At 66.4% G+C, this 19,328-nt stretch carries 19 protein-coding genes; 9 read left to right on the top strand and 10 right to left on the bottom strand.

The genetic code is table 11. The features are described 5' to 3' along the window. The first annotated feature begins 70 nt into the window (after window positions 1-70). Window positions 71-1,084 (top strand): aldo/keto reductase, encoded by a 1,014-nt coding sequence (locus tag ACSVDO_RS09475; RefSeq protein ID WP_489596091.1) that lies wholly within the window; start codon window positions 71-73, stop codon window positions 1,082-1,084. A gap of 88 nt (window positions 1,085-1,172) precedes the next feature. Here the strand turns inward: ACSVDO_RS09475 and ACSVDO_RS09480 are convergent, their stop codons facing one another. Next, window positions 1,173-2,174, bottom strand: coding sequence for a Bug family tripartite tricarboxylate transporter substrate binding protein (locus tag ACSVDO_RS09480; protein WP_087743219.1), 1,002 nt, complete (start codon window positions 2,172-2,174; stop codon window positions 1,173-1,175). Between the two features lie 165 nt (window positions 2,175-2,339). Here ACSVDO_RS09480 and ACSVDO_RS09485 point away from each other — a divergent pair, with 165 nt between their 5' ends. After that, window positions 2,340-3,248 (top strand): LysR family transcriptional regulator, encoded by a 909-nt coding sequence (locus ACSVDO_RS09485; RefSeq protein ID WP_489596093.1) that lies wholly within the window; start codon window positions 2,340-2,342, stop codon window positions 3,246-3,248. A gap of 15 nt (window positions 3,249-3,263) precedes the next feature. On the opposite strand, the gene ACSVDO_RS09490 is transcribed toward ACSVDO_RS09485, so the two are convergent. After that, entirely contained in the window at window positions 3,264-4,064 is an 801-nt protein-coding gene (locus ACSVDO_RS09490; RefSeq protein WP_489596094.1) for an IclR family transcriptional regulator domain-containing protein, read from the bottom strand. 129 nt (window positions 4,065-4,193) lie between these two features. Between ACSVDO_RS09490 and pobA the strand changes: the two genes are divergently transcribed. Beyond that, window positions 4,194-5,369 carry a 4-hydroxybenzoate 3-monooxygenase gene (pobA, locus tag ACSVDO_RS09495; RefSeq protein WP_332683775.1) on the top strand — a complete coding sequence of 392 codons (1,176 nt, stop codon included), beginning with the start codon at window positions 4,194-4,196 and terminating at the stop codon, window positions 5,367-5,369. 78 nt (window positions 5,370-5,447) lie between these two features. Here the strand turns inward: pobA and ACSVDO_RS09500 are convergent, their stop codons facing one another. From ACSVDO_RS09500 to ACSVDO_RS09510, 3 genes are all read right to left on the bottom strand, one after another. Further along, window positions 5,448-6,437 carry a TauD/TfdA dioxygenase family protein gene (locus ACSVDO_RS09500; RefSeq protein ID WP_489596096.1) on the bottom strand — a complete coding sequence of 330 codons (990 nt, stop codon included), beginning with the start codon at window positions 6,435-6,437 and terminating at the stop codon, window positions 5,448-5,450. 25 nt (window positions 6,438-6,462) lie between these two features. Then, window positions 6,463-7,506, bottom strand: a complete 1,044-nt coding sequence (locus tag ACSVDO_RS09505) for a tripartite tricarboxylate transporter substrate binding protein (RefSeq protein WP_489596098.1) — start codon at window positions 7,504-7,506, stop codon at window positions 6,463-6,465. 139 nt (window positions 7,507-7,645) lie between these two features. Continuing rightward, complete coding sequence (locus tag ACSVDO_RS09510) at window positions 7,646-8,326, bottom strand: GntR family transcriptional regulator (protein ID WP_332534219.1); 681 nt, start codon at window positions 8,324-8,326, stop codon at window positions 7,646-7,648. 106 nt (window positions 8,327-8,432) lie between these two features. On the opposite strand from ACSVDO_RS09510, the gene ACSVDO_RS09515 reads away from it, so the two are divergent. The 4 genes from ACSVDO_RS09515 (at window position 8,433) to ACSVDO_RS09530 (ending at window position 12,120) form a co-directional block, all read left to right on the top strand. Next, window positions 8,433-9,413, top strand: coding sequence for a Bug family tripartite tricarboxylate transporter substrate binding protein (locus tag ACSVDO_RS09515; protein WP_332534221.1), 981 nt, complete (start codon window positions 8,433-8,435; stop codon window positions 9,411-9,413). Between the two features lie 38 nt (window positions 9,414-9,451). After that, window positions 9,452-10,726, top strand: coding sequence for a glucarate dehydratase family protein (locus ACSVDO_RS09520; protein WP_489596101.1), 1,275 nt, complete (start codon window positions 9,452-9,454; stop codon window positions 10,724-10,726). A gap of 91 nt (window positions 10,727-10,817) precedes the next feature. Further along, window positions 10,818-11,585, top strand: coding sequence for a 2OG-Fe dioxygenase family protein (locus ACSVDO_RS09525; RefSeq protein WP_489596102.1), 768 nt, complete (start codon window positions 10,818-10,820; stop codon window positions 11,583-11,585). A 97-nt stretch (window positions 11,586-11,682) separates the two neighbouring features. Then, entirely contained in the window at window positions 11,683-12,120 is a 438-nt protein-coding gene (locus tag ACSVDO_RS09530) for a universal stress protein (RefSeq protein ID WP_087743264.1), read from the top strand. Window positions 12,121-12,525: 405 nt separating this feature from the next. Here the strand turns inward: ACSVDO_RS09530 and ACSVDO_RS09535 are convergent, their stop codons facing one another. From ACSVDO_RS09535 to ACSVDO_RS09545, 3 genes are read right to left on the bottom strand one after another with little or no spacing between them, the layout of a single operon-like run. Further along, window positions 12,526-13,587, bottom strand: a complete 1,062-nt coding sequence (locus ACSVDO_RS09535; protein ID WP_489596104.1) for a porin — start codon at window positions 13,585-13,587, stop codon at window positions 12,526-12,528. A gap of 42 nt (window positions 13,588-13,629) precedes the next feature. Next, window positions 13,630-14,634 (bottom strand): Bug family tripartite tricarboxylate transporter substrate binding protein, encoded by a 1,005-nt coding sequence (locus ACSVDO_RS09540; RefSeq protein WP_087743268.1) that lies wholly within the window; start codon window positions 14,632-14,634, stop codon window positions 13,630-13,632. 37 nt (window positions 14,635-14,671) lie between these two features. Next, the gene (locus tag ACSVDO_RS09545) at window positions 14,672-15,763 is read right to left on the bottom strand and encodes a 4-oxalomesaconate tautomerase (RefSeq protein WP_489596106.1); all 1,092 of its coding nucleotides are present in this window, start codon (window positions 15,761-15,763) and stop codon (window positions 14,672-14,674) included. A gap of 178 nt (window positions 15,764-15,941) precedes the next feature. Between ACSVDO_RS09545 and ACSVDO_RS09550 the strand changes: the two genes are divergently transcribed. After that, window positions 15,942-16,868: a LysR family transcriptional regulator gene (locus ACSVDO_RS09550; protein WP_087748118.1), complete on the top strand. Its 927-nt coding sequence runs from the start codon at window positions 15,942-15,944 to the stop codon at window positions 16,866-16,868. A gap of 14 nt (window positions 16,869-16,882) precedes the next feature. Here ACSVDO_RS09550 and ACSVDO_RS09555 read toward each other — a convergent pair whose 3' ends face one another. Both ACSVDO_RS09555 and ACSVDO_RS09560 read right to left on the bottom strand, forming a co-directional pair. After that, the gene (locus ACSVDO_RS09555; protein ID WP_489596108.1) at window positions 16,883-17,707 is read right to left on the bottom strand and encodes a sulfite exporter TauE/SafE family protein; all 825 of its coding nucleotides are present in this window, start codon (window positions 17,705-17,707) and stop codon (window positions 16,883-16,885) included. 81 nt (window positions 17,708-17,788) lie between these two features. After that, complete coding sequence (locus tag ACSVDO_RS09560; RefSeq protein ID WP_332534227.1) at window positions 17,789-18,211, bottom strand: hypothetical protein; 423 nt, start codon at window positions 18,209-18,211, stop codon at window positions 17,789-17,791. 107 nt (window positions 18,212-18,318) lie between these two features. Here ACSVDO_RS09560 and ACSVDO_RS09565 point away from each other — a divergent pair, with 107 nt between their 5' ends. Continuing rightward, the gene (locus ACSVDO_RS09565) at window positions 18,319-19,203 is read left to right on the top strand and encodes a LysR family transcriptional regulator (RefSeq protein ID WP_489596111.1); all 885 of its coding nucleotides are present in this window, start codon (window positions 18,319-18,321) and stop codon (window positions 19,201-19,203) included. The last annotated feature ends 125 nt before the right edge of the window (window positions 19,204-19,328 follow it).

A 19,328-nucleotide genomic window follows, 5' to 3' on the forward strand; every position in this document is an offset into this window, starting at 1 on the left:
TGACTTCGCAACCCCACGGCCAGCGCCTGCAGACAGCAGGCGCTGGCTTTGCCTTTTCAAGGATTGACCCATGCAGACACGCAAAATCGGCTCTTTCGACGTCACTTCCGTCGGTCTGGGCTGCATGAATCTGAGCCATGCCTACGGCACGCCGCCCAGCGCCGAGCAGGGCCGCGAGCTGCTCGCCCATGCGCTCGACCAGGGCGTGACGCTGTTCGACACCGCGGCCCTCTACGGCTTTGGCGCGAATGAAACCCTGGTCGGCCCGGTGCTGGCGCCGCACCGCGACCGCATCACGCTGTGCAGCAAGGGCGGCATGGCCGGGGTGGTGGGCGAGGATGGCGTCACGCGCCGCGTGATCGACGGCCGGCCGGCCACGCTGCGGCGCAATTGCGAGGACAGCCTGCGCCGCCTGGGCACGGACGTGATCGACCTCTACTACCTGCACCGCTGGGACAAGTCGGTGCCTATCGAGGAATCGGTGGGCGAGATGGGCCGGCTGCTGCAGGAGGGCAAGGTGCGCGCGCTGGGCCTGTCCGAAGTCTCGGCCGAGACGCTTGCGCGCGCCCACCGCGAGCACCCGATCACCGCGCTGCAAAGCGAGTACTCGCTGTGGTCGCGCAACGCCGAACTCGGCACGCTGCAGCGCTGCGCCGAGCTGGGCATTGCCTATGTGGCTTTCAGTCCGCTGGGCCGTGGCTTTCTGGGCGGCGATCTGCTCGATGCGGCGACGCTGGGCGAAAAGGACGTGCGCACGGCCATGCCGCGTTTCTCGGCGGAAAACTACCCGCGCAACCTGCGGCTGCTCGCGCCCATGCGCGAGATCGCCGAACAGGCCGACTGCAGCCTGGCCGCGCTGGCGATTGCCTGGGTGCTGCACCAGGGCGAGCATGTGATCGCGCTGCCCGGCACCACGCAGCGCAAGCACCTGGATGAAGACCTGCATGGCGCCGAAATCAAGCTGTCTAGCGCCCAGCTCGAGCAACTCGACGCGCTGTTCCAGCCATCGGCGATCGTCGGCAGCCGCTACGCGCCGCAGGGGCACCGCGAAGTCGATACCGAGGAATTCGTGCGCGCCGACTGAGCGCCTGGCGTGCAAGCCATGTAAAAAGCCGCTGCAGTTGCCTGCAGCGGCTTTCTTTTCCAGCACCCGGCAACACCGGGCGCCCGGATCACAGCTCCAGGTTCGCGCGCCGGATCACGTCGCCAAAGCGCTTGTTCTCTTCGACCATGAAGGTCTTGAATTCCTGCGGCGTCGGGAAGTAGTTCTCGTAGCCGAAGGTCTGGAACTTGGGCTGCACATCGGGCTCGGCCAGCGCCTTCATGGTGTCGCGGCGGATCTTGTCGACCACGGCCGCGGGCGTGCTCTTGGACACTGCAAACGCGTTCCAGCCCGTGACGATGGCATTGGCCGGGCCGCCCGATTCGGCGACCGTGGGAACGTCTTCGTAGCCCTTGAGGCGGTGGGGTGCGAGCACGGCCAGGAAGCGCAGCTTGCCCGAACGCGCGAGCGGACCCGCGGTGCCGGAAGATCCCAGCGCGAACGCGAGCTCGCCCGTGGCGACGCTGGTGTAGAGCTGGCTGGTTTCCTTGTAGATCACATGCTCCATCTTGGTGCCGGTCAGCGATTCGAGCAGCGCCGAGCCCAGGTGCACGGGATTGCCCACGGACCACGAGCCGTAGTTGAGCTTGCCGGGACGCGCCTTGGCATCGGCAATCAGGTCGGCGACGGTCTTGTAGGGGCTGTCGGTCGCGACGCAGACGAAGAAGAAGGTGCGAAACAGCGGCAGAACGACTTCGAAGTCCTTGTCGATGTTGTAGGGCAGCTTCTTGAACAGGTGGGGGTAGGCCGCGAGGTGGACGTTGTCCAGCTGGATGATGTCCGTGCCGTCGGTCGCGCCGCGCTTGAACGCATCGATGGCGATGAAACCGTTGCCGCCGGGGCGGTTCTCGACGATCACCGGCTGGTTCCAAAGGCGCGACAGCTTGTCTGCGACCAGGCGCGAGGTGCCGTCGGGGCCGCCGCCCACGGGAAACGGATTGATGATGCGCACCTGCTTGGTGGGCCAGTTGGTCGCGGTCTGGGCGCGTGCCGGGGCCATGGCGCCGAGCGCGAGCGCGCCCAACGCAAGGCCGGCGCTGCGGCGGTTCATTTGACGTGTGTCTATGGTCATTTTGTCTCCGTTATCGGCTGATCGCGTTTTTTAGCGCGTTCGCTCTTGTGCAGGCTAGGGGCGAACGCAGCTTATTCTGCATTGTGGCAGGCCGGCCCGTATCACCTAGACGCCCGCCTCTCTACCAGCTATAGCAAAATGGCATGGTTACAGTTTGAGTGCGCCATGAATCTTCAGCAGATAGAAACTTTTGTCCAGGTGGCCGAGACCGGCAGCTTCAGCAAGGCCGCGCTCTTGCTCGATATTGCGCAGCCGGCGCTCAGCCGCCAGGTGCGAACCCTGGAAATCGAGCTGCGCGAGACCTTGCTGATACGCACCGGCCGCGGCGTGACGCTTACCGACGCGGGCCGACGCCTGCTCGAGCATGGCCACGCCATCATGCAGCGCGTGGCCCTGGCCAAGGAAGACCTGGGCAGCCAGCGCGACGAACCCGTGGGGCGCATCGTGGTCGGCCTGCCGCCCAGCCTTGCGCGCCGGCTCACGCTGCCGCTGATCGACATCTTCAGCCGGGAAATGCCCAAGGCGGGTCTGGCCGTGGTCGAAGGCTTTTCGGTCAACATGGCCGAATGGCTGACTTCGGGCCGCATGGACCTGGCCCTGGTCTACACGCCCGAGCCCCAGCCCCAGGTCGAGGTCACGCCCGTGCTCGAGGAGCGGCTGTGCCTTATAGGACCGGCGAGCATGGGCCATCGCACTGCAGTGCGCTTCGAGGAGCTCTCGGGCTATCCGCTGGTCATGCCCCAGCGCGGCCAGATCTTCCGCAAGCTGATGGAAGCCCAGGCGACGCTGTCGCAGGTCAAGCTCAACGTGGTCTGGGAAGTTTCCAGCGTCCCCGCCATTCTGGACCTGGTGCGTGGCGGCTACGGCTATGCGGCGCTCACGGCGAGTGCGCTCAGCAGCCATGACCATCAGGACGAGCTGGCCTGCATTCCCATCGAGTCACCGGGCATAGTGAGCACGCTGTGCATGGCGCAGTCGGCAAAGAAGAAAAGCACGCCGCTGATACGCCGCACTTCGGAGTTGCTGCGCGGCCTGTGCCTGGAGGCGGCTGTGAGGCCTTTGAAGGGGGAGTGACTGGGAGGCCTGGCCTCACAGCAGCGGCCGCAACTCCTGGGCCGCGTCGCGCAGCAGCGGCAGCAGATTGCGCTCCAGGGCCTGGGCCGTCATGTGCTGCGAAGACATCACGGCGTTGAGCGCGGCCACGGTCTGGCCCGCGCTGTTGCGCAGCGGCACGGCGATCGCCTGTACACCCAGCTCGTGCTCTTCCTGGGCAACGCAGTAGTCCTGGGCGCGCACCTGGTCCAGACAGGCGCGCAGCTCGGGAGGCTGGGTCAGCGTGTGCAGCGTCAGCCGGTGCAGCGTGCGGCAGGCCAGCCATTCCTCCAGCGCCTGCAAGGGCAGGGCGGCCAGCAGCACGCGGCCGGTCGACGAGGCATGCGCGGGCAGCCGGCTGCCCAGATGCACGCCGTGGGCGAACAACTGCTGGGCCGCGCCCTGGGCCGTGCTGCGCGCGATCACCACGGTTTCGCTGCCCGCAAGAATCGCTGCGGAAAACGAGAACGCGGCCAGCGCGCTCAGGCGATTGAGCACAGGCTGCACGGTGCGCGGCAGGCGGGCACTGGCCAGATAGCTGCCCGACAGGCCCAGCACCTTGGGCGTGAGCCAGAAATGGTGGCCGTCGGATTCAAGATAGCCCAGGTGCGCCAGCGTCAGCAGATGGCGGCGCGCGGCGGCGCGCGTGAGACCTGCGCGCTCCGCGGCCAGCGTGGCGTTGAGCCGCTGGCGCTCGGTGTCGAAGCACTCGAGCACGGCCAGGCCCTTGCCCAGGCCGGCGATGTAATCGGCCGCGGCAATGCCGGGGCCGGGCGATGAGGAAGGCAAGGGCGTCATGGGCAGGCGTGAAGTATTGCGCGATTGCCGCACATTTTGCGCGATCATCGCGCAAAAGTCGATCCCGGTTTGCGCTGGCGCAGAGCATCGCTTCTACGCTAGCGGCAAACAACTTTGGTGGAGAGACAGATGCGTACACAAGTGGCAATCATCGGCGCCGGCCCCGCAGGCCTACTTCTGGGACAGCTGCTGTATGAAGCAGGCATCGACAACGTGATCCTCGAGCAGCGCAGTCCCGACTACGTGCTGGGCCGCATCCGCGCCGGCGTGCTCGAACAGGTCACGGTCGATCTGCTGACCCAGGCCAAGGCCGACAAGCGCATGCGCGCCGAAGGCCTGCCGCACGACGGCATCGAACTGCTGTTCGGCGGCAAGCGCCACCGCATCGACCTGCATGAACTCACGGGCGGCAAGCGCGTGATGGTCTACGGCCAGACCGAAGTCACGCGCGACCTGATGGAAGCGCGTGAACGCGCGGGCCTGCTCACGGTGTACGAAGCCCAGGACGTGACGCCGCTTGAATTCGGCAGCGAACGCCCGCGCGTGCGCTATCACAAGGACGGCGAGCAGCATGAGATCAGCTGCGACTTCATTGCCGGCTGCGATGGCTTTCACGGCGTGTGCCGCGCGAGCATTCCCGCAGAAAGCATCCGCAACTACGAGAAGGTCTACCCGTTCGGCTGGCTGGGCATCCTGGCCGATGTGCCGCCGGTCTCGCATGAGCTGATCTACGCCCACACCGAGCGCGGCTTCGCCTTGTGCAGCCAGCGCAGCGCCACGCGCAGCCGCTATTACCTGCAGGTGCCGCTGACCGACAAGGTCGAGAACTGGAGCGATGAGGCGTTCTGGGATGAACTGCGCCTGCGCCTGGACCCCGAGGCGCGTGACAACCTGGTCACGGGCGCTTCGCTCGAAAAGAGCATTGCGCCGCTGCGCAGCTTCGTGTCCGAACCCATGCGCTTCGGCCGCATGTTCCTCGCGGGCGACGCGGCCCACATCGTGCCGCCCACGGGCGCCAAGGGGCTCAACCTGGCGGCCTCCGACGTGGGCTATCTGTCGAACGCGTTTGCCGAGTACTACCAGCAGCGCAGCAGCGAAGGCATAGACCGCTATTCGGAAGTCAGCCTGCGCCGCGTCTGGAAGGCCGAGCGCTTCTCGTGGTGGATGACTTCGCTGATGCACCGCTTCCCCGAGTCGGGCGACTTCGAGCGCAAGGTGCAGGAAGCCGAACTCGACTATCTGGTGCATTCGCGCGCCGGTTCGACGTCGCTGGCGGAAAACTATGTCGGCCTGCCGTTGAACTGAGCGGCTGCAAGGAAAAAAAAGGCGCTGCATGCGCAGCGCCCGAATTCCCTGAGGGGAAGAGACATTCGTTGCGGCGGCTCAGTAGGCCGCACCATGTGCGGCCAGCACCGGATCGCCCTGGAGCGCCGTCGAAGCGCGGCCGTCGGCGCCCACGGGCACTTCGCCGACCAGCGTGCTGCGATAGAGCTGGCGGTCGTATTCGAGCGCGAAGATGTCCTGCGGCGCGACATGGGCGGTGGAGCGGTTGTCCCAGAAGGCAATCGAGCCGGCTTCCCATTTGAAGCGCACGGTGAATTCGCTGGCCACCGCATGTTCCCACAGCAGTTCCAGCAGAACGCGCGATTCGCGCGTGCGCAGGCCGGAGATGGTCTTGAGAAAACCCGGGCTGATGTAGAGCACCTGCTCGCCGGTCTCGGGGTGCACGGTGACCAGCGGATGCTCGCTGACCAGCGTATTGTTCTTGATCAGTTGCAGATATTCGGGCGTGGGGCTGGCGCCCGTGGGCGGGCTGAAGCGGTGCTCGCCGCGCAGGCCTTGCAGGAAAGCCTTCAACGGCTCGGACAGCGCGTCGTAGGCGGCGGCCAGATTGGTCCACTGCGTGTCGCCGCCATAGGGCGGAATGGTCACGCCGCGCAGGATGGAGGCCGCGGGCGGGTTGTGCGCGGCGGTGACGTCGGCATGCCAGCCAGTCCAGGGGCGGCGCTCGGGTTCGCTGCCATGGCTGTTGGCGCGGCGGTGCTTGGCAATCGAGTACAGCTCGGGATGGCCTTCGACATGGCCGAACACCGGATGGCCTATGGTCAGATCGCCGAACTGGCGCGCGAAGGCCACATGCTGTTCATGGCTCAGATGCTGCTCGCGAAAGAACACCACCTTCCAGCGCAGCAGCGCCGAACGGATGCTGTGCACTTCGGCCGGCGTCAGCGGCTGGCTCAGATCCACGCCGCCAATCAGCGCGCCGATATGCGCCGACTGCGGCACGGCGCTGATATGCGGCGTAGCCTGCAGCGCGGTCTCGAGACGATCGGTCAGCAACTCTTTGGCGCTGGTGTTCAAACGCATGTTCATTGTTGTCTCCTGGTTCTGGTGGTGTTCAGGGGGCTTTGGCGATCTTGCGCGGCGCGGCCGGCAGCAGTCCCAGTTCGCCGAGCAGCGCCTGATTGGTGGCTAGCTGGGCCTGCAGCAATTGCTGCGTTGCCTGCGGACCCTGGAACCAGGGCTCCCATTGGTTCAGGGCCACAAAGTCATTCCACTCACGGGTTTCCGCAACCCTGCGCAGCGCGGCTACCCAATAGGCCTTTTGCGCGGCGCTGGCGCCGGGAACGGTCATCACGCCCTGGAACGAGTCGCTGACGTAGTCGATGCCTTGCTCCTTCCAGGTCGGCGCCTGGGCGAATGCGCCGCCCAGACGCTGTTCTGCGGCAACCGCCAGCACGCGCACGCGTCCGCTTTGCAGATAGGGCAGCAGATTGGGCGTGGTCGCGGAGACCACGTCGAGGTGGCCGCCCACGAGGGCCGTCATGGACTCGGCCGAGGACTTGTAGGGCACGATGCGCAGGCCCTTGATGTCCACGCCGGCCAGCTTTAGCGGCTGGGCGACACCCAGATGGATATGGTTGCCCAGCGTGGTCGCAATGCCTATCGAATATTTGCCCGGGTCCTGCCTGAGCTGGGTGACCAGGTCCTGGGTGCTGCGCAGCGGCGAGTCGGCGCGCACCACCACCGTGACGAATTCGCGGAACAGCGTGGCCAGCGGCGTGCCTTTTTGCAGGTGGTCGGGCAGGGCGTTCTGCGCCAGGCTGTTGCCGTAGCTGGTGCTGAGCGTCATCAGCGCATGGGCGTCGCCCGGGTGGCGGTGCAGGCCTTCGAGCGCGACGATGCCATGCGCACTCGATTTGTTGCTGACGATGAAGCCGGGCGCGAGCTTTTCGCGCGTCAGCAGCTCGGTGAGCTTGCGTGCCGCGACATCGAGCGCCGCGCCCGCGCCGCTGGGCACGATAAATTCGGTCGACTTGCGCGGTTTCCAGTCGGCGTCGCCTTGCGCCTGCGCCTGCGCCGGCAGCCAGGCGCTGCAAGCCAGCGCCATGAGCGCGGCAAGGGCGGGGCGCAGTGACAGGGGACGGGGCGTGGTCGGCATGGCGTGGTTCCTTGGAAGGCAAGATCGCAGCTTTTTGCTGCGTTGATCTGCACTTTAGGAAGCATGGCCTGCGCGGGGAACAAAGCTTTTCGCATGAGCTTGCGCGGGAAACGTGTAAGCGCCTCTGCGCCTGGCAGTCTCAGTCGGTGATGTACTCGGGATGGCGCTGGCGGATGTCGGTGACGCGGCTGAGCGTGCCCGACAGATGCGCGCGCAGCGCGGCCTGGGCCGCGTCGGGCGCGCCGCTGGCCAGGGCTTCGACGATGCGGCGGTGGTCGCGCACCACGCGCTCGGCGTTGCCGGCAGAAGGCAGGTCGAGCCGGCGCAGCCGGTCGAGGTGGCCGCTGCGCCGGCGCACCAGCTCGTACAGATCGGGTGCGCCCGCGGCTTCGTACATGGTGCGGTGAAAGGCCTGGTCGGCGGCGATGAACTCCTCGGCGCCGCTGGTGGCCAGCGCCGCCTGGACATCGACCATGGACCGCAGGCGTGCGTGCAGCGCGCCGTCGCCGGCCAGCGCGAGCGTGCGCACCACTTCCAGTTCGATCGCGCAGCGCAGGAACTGCGCCTGCTCGGCCGAGGGCAGGTCGATGCGGCTCACGCGCGTGGCGTGCTGGGCAAAGATGTCGACCAGACCTTCCTGGCGCAACTGCATCAGCGCATCGCGCACTGGCGTCTGGCTCAGCTCGAAGCGTTCGGCGATTTCGGCGCGTGACAGGGGCGTGCCTGGCGCGAGCTCCAGGGAAATGATGGCTTCGCGCAGCCATCCGAAAACCTGCGGGGCGGCCTGGCGAGTGCGGTCGAGCTTGTGGATTGTCTTCATCGGGTGTCGCTGTATGGGCCTTGATTTTAAGGTCTTGCAGCATTGACGCGCTAATACATTAGTGCTTCAATTGGCCTGCATTTCAATAATTCCCGGAGACAAATCCATGCACCGTCGCCTTGCCCTGGTTGCTGCCGCCTGCAGCAGCCTTTGCCTTTTCGCCACCGCCGCCCATGCCGCCGACTGGCCCACGGCCAAGCCCATCACCTGGGTCGTGCCTTTTGCCCCCGGCGGATCGACCGACGTGGTGGCGCGCATGGTGGGCCACGAGCTGTCCGCGGCGCTCAAGCAGTCGGTGGTGATCGACAACCGCCCGGGCGCGGGCGGTGCGATCGGCGTGCAGGCCGTGGCGCGTTCGCCGGCCGATGGCTATACGCTGATCGGCGGAACGATCAGCACGCATGCGATCAACTCCGCGCTCTACAAGAAGCTGCCATACGACCCGGTCAAGGACTTCGAGCCCGTGACGCTGATCGCCTATGTGCCCAACGTGCTGATGGTCAACAGTTCGCTGGGCATCAACACCGTGCAGGAACTGGTCGCGTGGATCCGCAAGAACCCGGAGAAAGCCTCCTATGCCTCGTCGGGCGCGGGCACCTCGACCCATCTGACCGGGGCGCAGATGGCCGAACTGCTCAAGGTGCCCATGCAGCACATCGCCTACAAGGGCAGCCCGCAGGCGCTGCAGGACGTGGCCGCGGGCAATGTACCTTTTCTTTTCGACCAGCTCACGGCCGGACTGCCGCTGGTCAAGGCCGGCAAGCTCAAGTTTCTCGCCGTGACGACCAAGACGCGTTCGCCGCTGGCCCCCGATGTGCCCACCACGGCGGAAGCGGGCTTTCCGGGCCTGGATCTGGTGTCCTGGCAGGCGGTCTACGCCCCCAAGGGCACGCCTAAGGATGTCGTGAGCCGGCTCAACACCGAAGTCGTCAAGGCCCTGAAGTCGCCCGAACTCAAGGGCAAGCTCGAGACGCAGTTCGGCATGCAGGTGGTGGGCAGCACGCCGGCCGAGCTCGCTGCCGTGACAGCGGCCGACATGGCGCGCCTGGGTGAGTTGGTCCGCAAGACCGGAGCCACCACCGAGTAACGCTTGGACAGACACAGCAACCGAGACACCACAGAACCATGGCACGCGACACCACCATCACCCACGTCCGTATAACTCCCATCGCTTTTCGCGACGGACCGCTGCTCAACGCGGCCGGAATCCACGAACCCTGGGCACTGCGGGCCATCGTCGAGATCGAGACCAGCGACGGCCGCATAGGCATCTCCGAGACCTATGGCGACGAGCCCATGCTCAAGGTGCTGGAGCAGGCCAGGCCACTGCTGATCGGCCTGTCGCCGTTTGCGCTCAACACCATGGAGGAGCGCGTGCGCGCCACCATCACGGCCGTGCCCGGCGCGGTGGAGTTCGAGCTGGCGCCAGGCTCGCATGCTGCCAAGAACGCGCCCAAGGTGATCAGCACCTTCGAAGTCGGGATGCTCGACCTGCAAGGCCAGATCGTCGGCGCCCCCGTGGTCGATCTGCTGGGCGGCGCGGTGCGCAAGTCGGTGCCCTACAGCGCCTATCTGTTCTTCAAATATGCGGAGCATATCGGCCAGCCCTATGCGCCCGACGCCTGGGGCGAAGGCATCAGCCCCGAACAGATCGTCGAGCAGGCGCGGCGCATGATCGGGCTCTATGGCTTCCAGAGCATCAAGCTCAAGGGCGGGGTGTTCGAGCCAGCACACGAAGTGGCCTGCATGCAGGCGCTGGCCAAGGCCTTCCCGGGGCTGCCGCTGCGCCTGGACCCGAACGCCAACTGGTCGCTGGCCGCGAGCATTGCCGCCGCACCCGCGCTCGATGAAATCCTCGAGTACTACGAGGACCCGACTCCTGGCCTCGAAGGCATGGCCGAACTGGCAAAGCACACCAAGCTGCCCCTGGCGACCAACATGGTGATCACCACCATGGAAGACTTCCGCAAGGGCTGCGAGATGGGCTCGGTCAAAGTGTTGCTGTCGGACCACCATTACTGGGGCGGCCTGCGCGCCACGCAGACGCTGGCGCGCATGTGCCGGCTCTGGGGTCTGGGCATGTCGATGCACTCGAACTCGCATCTGGGCATCAGCCTGATGGCCATGACCCATGTCGCGGCCAGCGTGCCCAATCTGACCTATGCCTGCGACACCCACTATCCCTGGCAGGAGGAAGAGGTGGTCAAGGGCGGACGCATACGCTTCGAGCAGGGTTCGGTGGTCGTCCCCATGACGCCTGGCCTGGGCGTGGAGCTGGACCGCGAGGCGCTGGCCACGCTGCATGCGCAGTATCTGGAGTGCGGCGTGCGCAATCGCGACGATCTGCAGCAGATGCGGCGTTACGACCCCTCGTTCACAGGTAAGACGCCGCGCTTTTGACCCGGCGCTCGGGCTGGGCGCTTGCGTTGGCGCAAAAAAGTGTGGGGCGTTGGCGCCAGCACCCGGGCCGCGGCGTTAAGCTCGGGAATCTATGACGAACGTCACTTTTCCACCCCCGTACATCCACCCCGACCAGGCGGCCAGCCAGCTGCGCAGCCAGGGGTATGCCGTTTTGTCTCCCGCCGACGTCGCGGCCTGGATCGGTGCGACGCCGGCGCAGCTGCAGACGCTGGCCGACGACTGGTCCGATCTGCCGCCCGACGAGCATCTCAAGGACGGCGGTCGTTACCGGCGCCGGCGCCACTCGTGCTTCATCGCCGAGGACGGGCAGCTGGAGCAGGTCGCGCACCGCGCGCACTGGCAGCCGGTGGAGTACAACGCGCTGCACGGCGGCATGCTGCGCATGTTCGCGCCCATGCATGAGCATGTCGTGGCCCAGCCCGCATGGCGCAAGCTGCTGATACAGCTCGGTCACCTGTCGGACCAGGTGTTTCGCCTGCACGCGCCGCCCGCGCCCTGGTTCATCGAATCGCACCAGTTTCGCATCGATACCCAGCACGGCATTGGCCGGCCCACGCCCGAAGGCGCGCACCGCGACGGCGTCGATCTGGTGGCGGTGTTTCTGGTCGGCCGCGATAACGTGAAAGGCGGCGAGACCCGCGTTTTCGAAGCTTCGGGACCGCAAGGCCAGCGCTTCACGCTGACCGAACCCTGGTCGCTGATGCTGCTCGACGACGCGCGCATGATCCATGAGACCACGCCCATTCAGCCCGTGGCAGATGGCGGCTATCGTGATACGCTGGTGGTCACCTGCCGCCGCGGTGGTTTTCAGGGCGCGCAATTCGATGAACCCGCGTGACTTGACAACTATCAATGCCTGCGGCCTGGTGGCATGCCACACTGCAGTCATTGGGCCCGCGCTGCGGCCTGTCGTGTTCATCTAGAGGAGAGACATTATGTTCAAGCACATTCTGGTTCCGGTCGACGGCTCGTCCACATCGCTGCTCGCGGTCTCCAAGGCCGCTGAACTGGCCAAGGTCTTCGGCAGCAGCGTGACCGCTGTCTATGTGGTCGATCCCTATCCTTTCACCGGCGTGGGCGCCGACTTCGCCTACGGCCAGGCCCAGTACCTGAGCGCGGCCACGGCCGAAGCCAACACAGCGCTCGAAGCCGTGCGCAAGATCATGGACGAATCCGGCCTGGCGGTGAATACCGTGGTCGGCGAGGGCCATGCGGTGCATGAAGGCATCGTGCGCGTGGTGGAAAATACGGGCGCCGACCTGATCGTCATCGGCTCGAACGGCCGCCGCGGCCTCGAAAAGCTGATGCTGGGCAGCGTGACCCAGCGCGTGCTGCGTTCGGTCCATATCCCGGTGCTGGTCGTCAAGCCTTGATGGCGGCGTTGCGCCCATGAAAAAGCCGCTGGGAACAGCGGCTTTTTTGTGGGCAGGGGGTTTGGGAGCAACAACGGGCCTAAATCCCCCGTTCGTCCTGAGCGAGGTAAGCAAGCCGAGGTCTCGCAAGGCGTCAAAAAGAAACAGCGGGCTTTATCCCCCGTTCGTCCTGAGCCTGTCGAAGGATGAACGACCCGCGCTCAAGTCATGAGGACGGGGCGTTCATGGTTCGACAAGCTCACCACGAACGGTTTGGAAGCGCTCGTCGCTGTTTGTCCCAATAGACCGCCTTCTAAGTCATTGATTTATTTGAAAAAAGCTGTTTCTTGAGAGCCTGCCTCGCCGGCCGGGTCGAAGGATGAACGGCCTGCGCTCAAGCCGTGAGGCCGGCACCCGCCAACAGACTCAGAACGAATGCACCACGCCCGCCGACAGACCCGTGGCGCGCGCCTTGTTGGCCGCGCCCTGGAAGCCATGGCGCCAGCGCGTGTTGTCGACCTCGGCATAGAGCTTGGTGCGGCGCGAGAGCTTGTATTCGGCAAAGGCCACGAGGCGGCCGTAGCCGTCGTCGGCGGCGCCGGTGCGCGTGCGGTCCACCTTGTAGTAGGCGGCCGTGAGGTCGGTCTGACCGCTCACCGCCCAGGTCGCGCCCGCGGACAGCATGCGCTGTACGGTGTGCTGGTTGGCCGCGGTTTCGGCCTTGCTGCGCCCGGCATTGGCCGCGAGCCGCAGCTTGCCCCACTGGTAGGCCGCACCCAGCGTCGCGCCATCAAGCTCGCGCTGGTTGAGGTCCTTGAACGTCTGGAACGCGCCCGATACCGTCAAGCCGTCGGCCGCATAGGCCAGGCCCAGGCCGCGTGACGACAGCGCGCCGCTTTGCCCCGCGACCTCGCCCAGACCCAGCATGGCGCGCGCCGTCAGGCCACCCCAGCGGCCCGTGTATTTGAGCGAATTGTCGAGGCGGTACGAGCCCGAAGTCGAGCCCGCGCTGCCGAATTGGATGCCCAGGCCATGCTGGCTCAGCGCCGCCACGCCGATGTTGGGGTTGAAGCCCGCAAAGCGCATGGCCAGCGGATCGACGGGCGAGACCGCGTCGGCCAGCGTGGTCGTCTGGCGGCCCAGTGCCAGCGTACCCCAGCCGCCCTGCAGCCCGACCCATGATGCGCGGTCGAAGTACTTGCTGGCGTTGGCCGATGTGCCGGTGTCGGCGTTGATGCCGCTTTCCAGCTGGAACAGCGCTTTTGTGCCGCCGCCCAGGTCTTCGCTGGCGCGGATTCCCCAGCGGCTGGTGGTATTGATTCCGCTGCCCAGACTGCTGGTCGAAGCGGCCGCGGGCGCGTTGCCGGCCGTCAGGCCGCTGCCGTGGCGCGCGCCCAGGTCAACGATGCCGTACAGCGTGACGCTGCTGGTCTGCGCCGTGACGCAGGTGCTGGCGAGCAGGGCGCACAGCGTGGCTATGGTTTTCATTCTTGTCTCCCTCTTGTTGAAATGTGAAATGGCGCAGCGTCTTCAATCGGGCGTGAGCTGGGCCTTGAGCACCACGCCTTTCCACTTGGCGATCTCCTGGCGTACGGTCTGGCCCAACTGCTCGGGGGTGCTGCTGTCGACCACCGCGCCCTGCTCCTCGATGCGGCGCACCACGTCCTTGTCGGCAAGCGCGGCATTCAGGGCCTTGTTGAGCTGGTCGACCACGGGGCGCGGCGTCTTGCCCGGCGCGAACATCGCGTACCACTGCGTGACTTCCACGCCCTTGATGCCGGCTTCCGCGAGCGTAGGCACATCGGGCAGCAGCGACGAGCGCTTGGAGCCGGCGATCGCCAGCGCGCGCAGCTTGCCGCTCTTGACATGGGTATAGGCGGAAAACAGGCTGGGGAACATGACCTGGGTCTGGCCGGCCATGGTGTCGTTCATCGCGGGCGCCGCGCCGCGGTAGGGCACATGCGCCATCTGCGCGCCGCTTTCGAGCTTGAAGATCTCGGCCGTGAAATGCGGCGCCGTGCCGTTGCCGGCCGAGGCGTAGTTGTAGTCCTGGGGCTTGGCCTTGGTCAGTGCGACCAGTTCGGCCACCGTCTTCACCGGCACCTTGGGGTTGACCACCATCAGCGTGGCCGAATAGCTGACCATGCCTATGGGCTCGAACTGCGTGATCGGGTCGTAGCGCAGCTTCTGCAGCGCCGGGCTCATGCCGTGCGTGCCGATGTAGCCGAAAAGAATGGTGTGGCCGTCAGGCGTGGCGCGCGCCACATGTTCGGCCGCGATCGCGCCGTTGGCACCCGCCTTGTTGTCGACGATCACCTGCTGGCCCAGCAGGCCAGACATCTTCTGCGCCACGACGCGCGCCATGGCGTCGTTGCCGCCGCCGGCAGCCGTGGGCACGACCAGGGTGATGGCCTTTTCGGGAAAGGCCGCGTGGGCCAGGGGCGTGAGCCAGGGCGCGCAGGCGGCGATGAGCGCGGCCGAGGCCAGCAGTGAACGGCGCGAAAGGCACGAGGAATAGGCGTTGGATTTTTTCATTTTTTGTCTCCTGTCTTGGAAGGCTTGAGTCTTGGAATCATTCGGTCAATGCGTGTTCTGCAACGTACAGCGTGCCCTCCAGGATCTTGCGTGCGGTGCGCACCAGCGCGGCCTGCACGAGTTTGAATTGGCCGTCGACTTCGCTGAGTTCGACGTCCACATGAATGCGGCCCGCGGGATGCAGCACCTCGACGCGGCGCGTGCCCGCGCTCGCGGCCTGGAAGCTGTCGGTGATCACCGTGCCCGGCAGCACATGGGCCGCGGCGACGCCTATGGCCCCGGTCACGGCATGCGAGCGGTGGCAGCGCAGCGGCGTGAAGTAGCGCGAGACCACGCTGCCCGCCTGCGCGCCCGGCGACACGATCACCGGCTTGGGCAGCACGCTGTTCGAGACATCGCCCATGCCCATGCGCAGCCCGGCTTCGCGGCGCAGCGATTCGAGCCTGGCCAGCAGTGGCGTATCGGCGTCGAGCTGGGCCGGCGTCTCGTCGCCGCGCAGGCCCAGGTCGGCGGCGCGCACCAGCACCATCACCTGCGCGGCGTCTATGCAGGTGACCTGCAGGCCCTGGATGGTGTCCACGCGCTGGCCCGTGGGGAAGATCTGGCCCGTGACCGCGCCCCAGGCGTCGAGGAAGTTCATCAGCACCGGTGCGGCCGTGCCCTGCACGCCGTCGATGTGCACGTCACCGTCGTACTGCACGCGCCCGCCGGCGGTGCAGACCTGGACATTGATGCGCGAACGCGTGTTGACGTTGTAGACACGCACCGTCGTGGTCGGGCTGTCGGCCGCGGCGGGCACCAGCCCCTGCTCGATGGCGAACGGGCCGACACCGGCGAGCATGTTGCCGCAGTTGGGCCGGGTGTCGACGCGCGCCTCCTCGACGCTGACCTGGGCGAACAGGTAGTCGACGTCGCAGTCGGTATGCACCGACTTCGAGACTATCGCCACCTTGCTGGTCAGCGAGTTGCCGCCGCCCAGTCCGTCGACCTGCAGTTCGTGGGGCGAGCCAAGTGCCGCGATCAGCGTGCGGTCACGCGCCGCGGGGTCGCCGGGCAGCCAGTCGGCGAGGAAGAACGGACCCCGGGAGGTGCCGCCACGCATCAGTACGCAAGGAAGGTTGTAGCTCATGGGTTCGCATGGTGCGACGCTTGCGATCTTCTGTGAATTGCATTGTTGGCAATGATTGATGCACCAGGCGCAATAGCCTTCCAGCCCATTTACATGGTGAAATCGCCTGCGTGAATTGCAATGTTCTCAACGTTTGATGCATCCCATGCATCAGAGAAATGCCTTGAAAGCGATCGCCATGAACAATAAATTCGACCTCGGTGACATCCAGGCCTTCGCGGCCGTAGCCGAGCTGCAGAGCTTTCGCGCCGCGGCCGAGTCCATCCATCTGTCCCAGCCCGCGTTCAGCCGCCGCATCGACAAGCTGGAAGAAGCACTGGGCGTGCGCTTGCTCGATCGCACCACGCGCCGCGTGACGCTCACGGCCGTGGGGCGCGACTTCGCGCGCAAGACGCGCGTCTGGCTCGACGATCTCGACGGCATGCTGATGGGCCTGGGCGATGTGGCCGCGCGGCGCATGGGCGAAGTGACGATTGCCTGCGTGCCTTCGGCCGTCTATTACTTCCTGCCGCAGGTGGTCAAGCGCTACCACGAGCGCTTTCCCCGGATCCGCGTGAAGGTGCACGACGCGAGTGCGAACGAAGTGCTGGTGGCCGTGGCGCAAGGCGATGCCGATTTCGGCCTCAACTTCATCGGTAGCCAGGAGTCCGAGATCGAGTTCAAGCCCGTGCTGGCCGAGCGCTTTGTCGCCGCCTGCCGGCGCGACCATGTGCTGGCCAGGCGCAAGAAAGTCACCTGGGCCGAACTCGGTCAGCACGATTTCATGTCGGTGGGCAAGACCTCGGGCAACCGCCTGCTGATGGACCTGGCGCTGGCGAATGTGCCCGACCGGCCGCAATGCCTCTATGAGGCCAAGCATGTGACCACGCTGCTGGGACTGGTCGAGGCCGGTCTGGGCGTGGCCGCTGTTCCGAGCCTGGCGATGCCGGGCAAGGACCACCCGACGCTGGTGAGCATTCCGCTGGTCGAGCCCATCGTCACGCGCCAGATGGGCCTGATCAAGCGCCGTGGCAGGTCGCTGTCACCCGCGGCCCAGCAACTGTACGACCTGCTGGTGGAGACGCGCTCGGCGCGCATTCGCCGCTCGCCCAAGCGGGCCGAGTAGGCGCGGCCCGGCGCTCAGCCCCCCGACAGGCTCGTGTAAAGCATATAGGTCGCGAGGCTGGCCAGCAGCAGCGCAAAAACCTTCTTCAACGCTGCCACGTTCAGCGCGTGCGCCGCCCGTGCACCCAGCGGGGCGGTGCAGACGCTGCACAGCACGATCAGCACCAGCGCCGGCAGATAGAAATATCCCCAGCTGCCGGCCGCCGGGGCAGGCAGGCCCCAGCCGCCCACGACATAGCCCAGCACATTCGCCACGGCGATGGGAAAGCCGAGTGCGGCGCTGGTCGCGATGGCCTGGTGCATGGGCACATTGCAGCGCGTCATATAGGGCACCGACAGGAAACCGCCGCCCGCGCCCACCAGCCCCGAGATGAAACCAATGGCGCCGCCGATGGCGCTCAGGCCCAGCGGCCCATGCACGTCCTGGCGCGCGCTGGCCGTTCTTGCCGCGCCCTTGAACATGCGCCATGCGGAGTAGCCGACGAAGGCGGCGAAGAACAGGCCCAGCGCCTGGCCCTTGATGAAAGTGAACGCACCCGCGCCGGCCAGCAGCCCGCCGCCCACGATGCCCGGCACCAGGCCGCGCACGATGCGCCAGCGCACGGCGCCGCGCCGGTGGTGCGCCCAGACGCTGGACAGCGAAGTGAACAGGATGGTCGCCATCGCGGTCGCGATCGCCATCTTGATGGCGATGTCGCCGCTCACGCCCTGCTTGCCGAGAATGAACACCAGGCAGGGCACGAGCACCATGCCGCCGCCAACGCCCAGCAGGCCGGCGAGAAAGCCGCTGCCCAGGCCTATGGTCAGCAGCATCACGATCAATGCGATATCCAGGTTCACGGCAGCGCTCTCCGGCAGGCAGTCAAGTGCGCTGGACGGTGGTCCAGCGCTTGGCTCACTGTAGCGCAGCTGCCGGCGATGTCAGCGCAGTGGCGCTGCGTCCGCGTGGCCGGCCACGCGCGCATTGCCGGGGCGGCGGCGCTTGAGCACGGCGATCAGCACATGGGCGCCGATGGTCAGGGCCAGCAGCGTCAGCGCGCCCAGACCCCATATCACCCAGGCCAGCACCGAGACGGCGCCCGACAGGAACGGCACGGTTTCCAGCGCGGCCTGCACCATCGGGCCCAGCGAGGCGATCATGGATTGCAGGGCCTGGGCCAGCTCCGGCGGAATCCAGAAGTTGATCCATTCGGGCCACAGCGACGCGCCCAGCGCGGCGCTGCCGCCCGCGAGTGCGCCCGCGCTGGCCACGGCCCATACAGTGACTGCGTGCAGGCCCCAGCAGGCCAGCGACCACAGCGCCAGCAGCGCGAAAGAGAGAAACCAGGCAAGTGCGTAGAACATGAAATGGGAAATTCTGAAAATGGCAATGTGGAAGTATGGCCAAATCGGAGGTTGCAAAACACCAGGTTCAGCCGAATCAGGTATTCGGTTTTTACGAAATGACGACCATGCTGAATTTTCGCCATCTGTACTATTTCTGGCTGGTGGCGAAGGAGGGCGGCTTTGCGCGCGCCGCCGACCGCCTGGGAATGGCCGTGCAGACCATCAGCGTGCAGGTGCGCGAACTCGAAAAGGACCTGGGCCACCAGCTGCTCAAGCCCGCGGGCCGCGGCGTCGCCTTGACCGCGGCCGGCCAGGCCGCGTATGCGCGCGCCGAAGAGATCTTCGCGCTGGGCCAGGGCATTGCCGAGGAAGTGCGCGCCGCCGGCAGCGCGCCGCTCGCGCGCCTGTCTGTAGGGCTGTCCGACGGCATTTCCAAGCTCGCTGCCCATGCCTTGCTCGAGCCCATACTCGCGACGCCCCGGCTGCGCCTCGTATGCCATGAAGGCGAACTCGACGAACTGCTGTCCGAGCTGGCGCTGCACGAGCTCGATGTGGTGCTCGCGGGCCAGGCCGCGCCGCGCAATGCGAACCAGCGCCTGTCCAGCGAACGCATCGCGCGCTCGGCGCTGCATTGGTATGGCCCGGCCTCACTCGTCAGGAAGTCCACGCGCGAACGCTTTCCGCAGTCGCTGCAGGATCTGCCCGTGCTGCTGCCCACGGCCCATTCGCCGCTGCGCGCCACGCTCGACAGCTGGTTCGAGGACCTCGGGGTGCAGCCGCGCATCGTGGGTGAATTCGAAGACAGCGCGCTGCTCGCGGTATTCGCCGCGCGCGGCCTGGGGGTGTTCCCCGTGAGCGAGCTCGGCGCCAAGGACGTGGGCCTGGTGCGCGGGCTGCGCCTGCTGGGTGAATGCCCTGATCTGCACGAGGAAGTGCATGCGATCTGGTCGCGCCGCGGGCGCGATCATCCGCTGGTGCGGCAGATTGTGGCTGCGGCGCAAAGCGCATGACGCGGCCTTGCCAGCGCCGGACTGCTTGCAGCGGGCCGCCGCGTTGACACCAGGCTTTTGCAATCGAAACTAGAATCGTTATCTTTTACGAGTCTCGTTTTATGGTGTTTCCATCGTGGTTTCGG

The sequence above is a fragment of the Comamonas sp. DB36 genome (genome assembly GCF_057914905.1).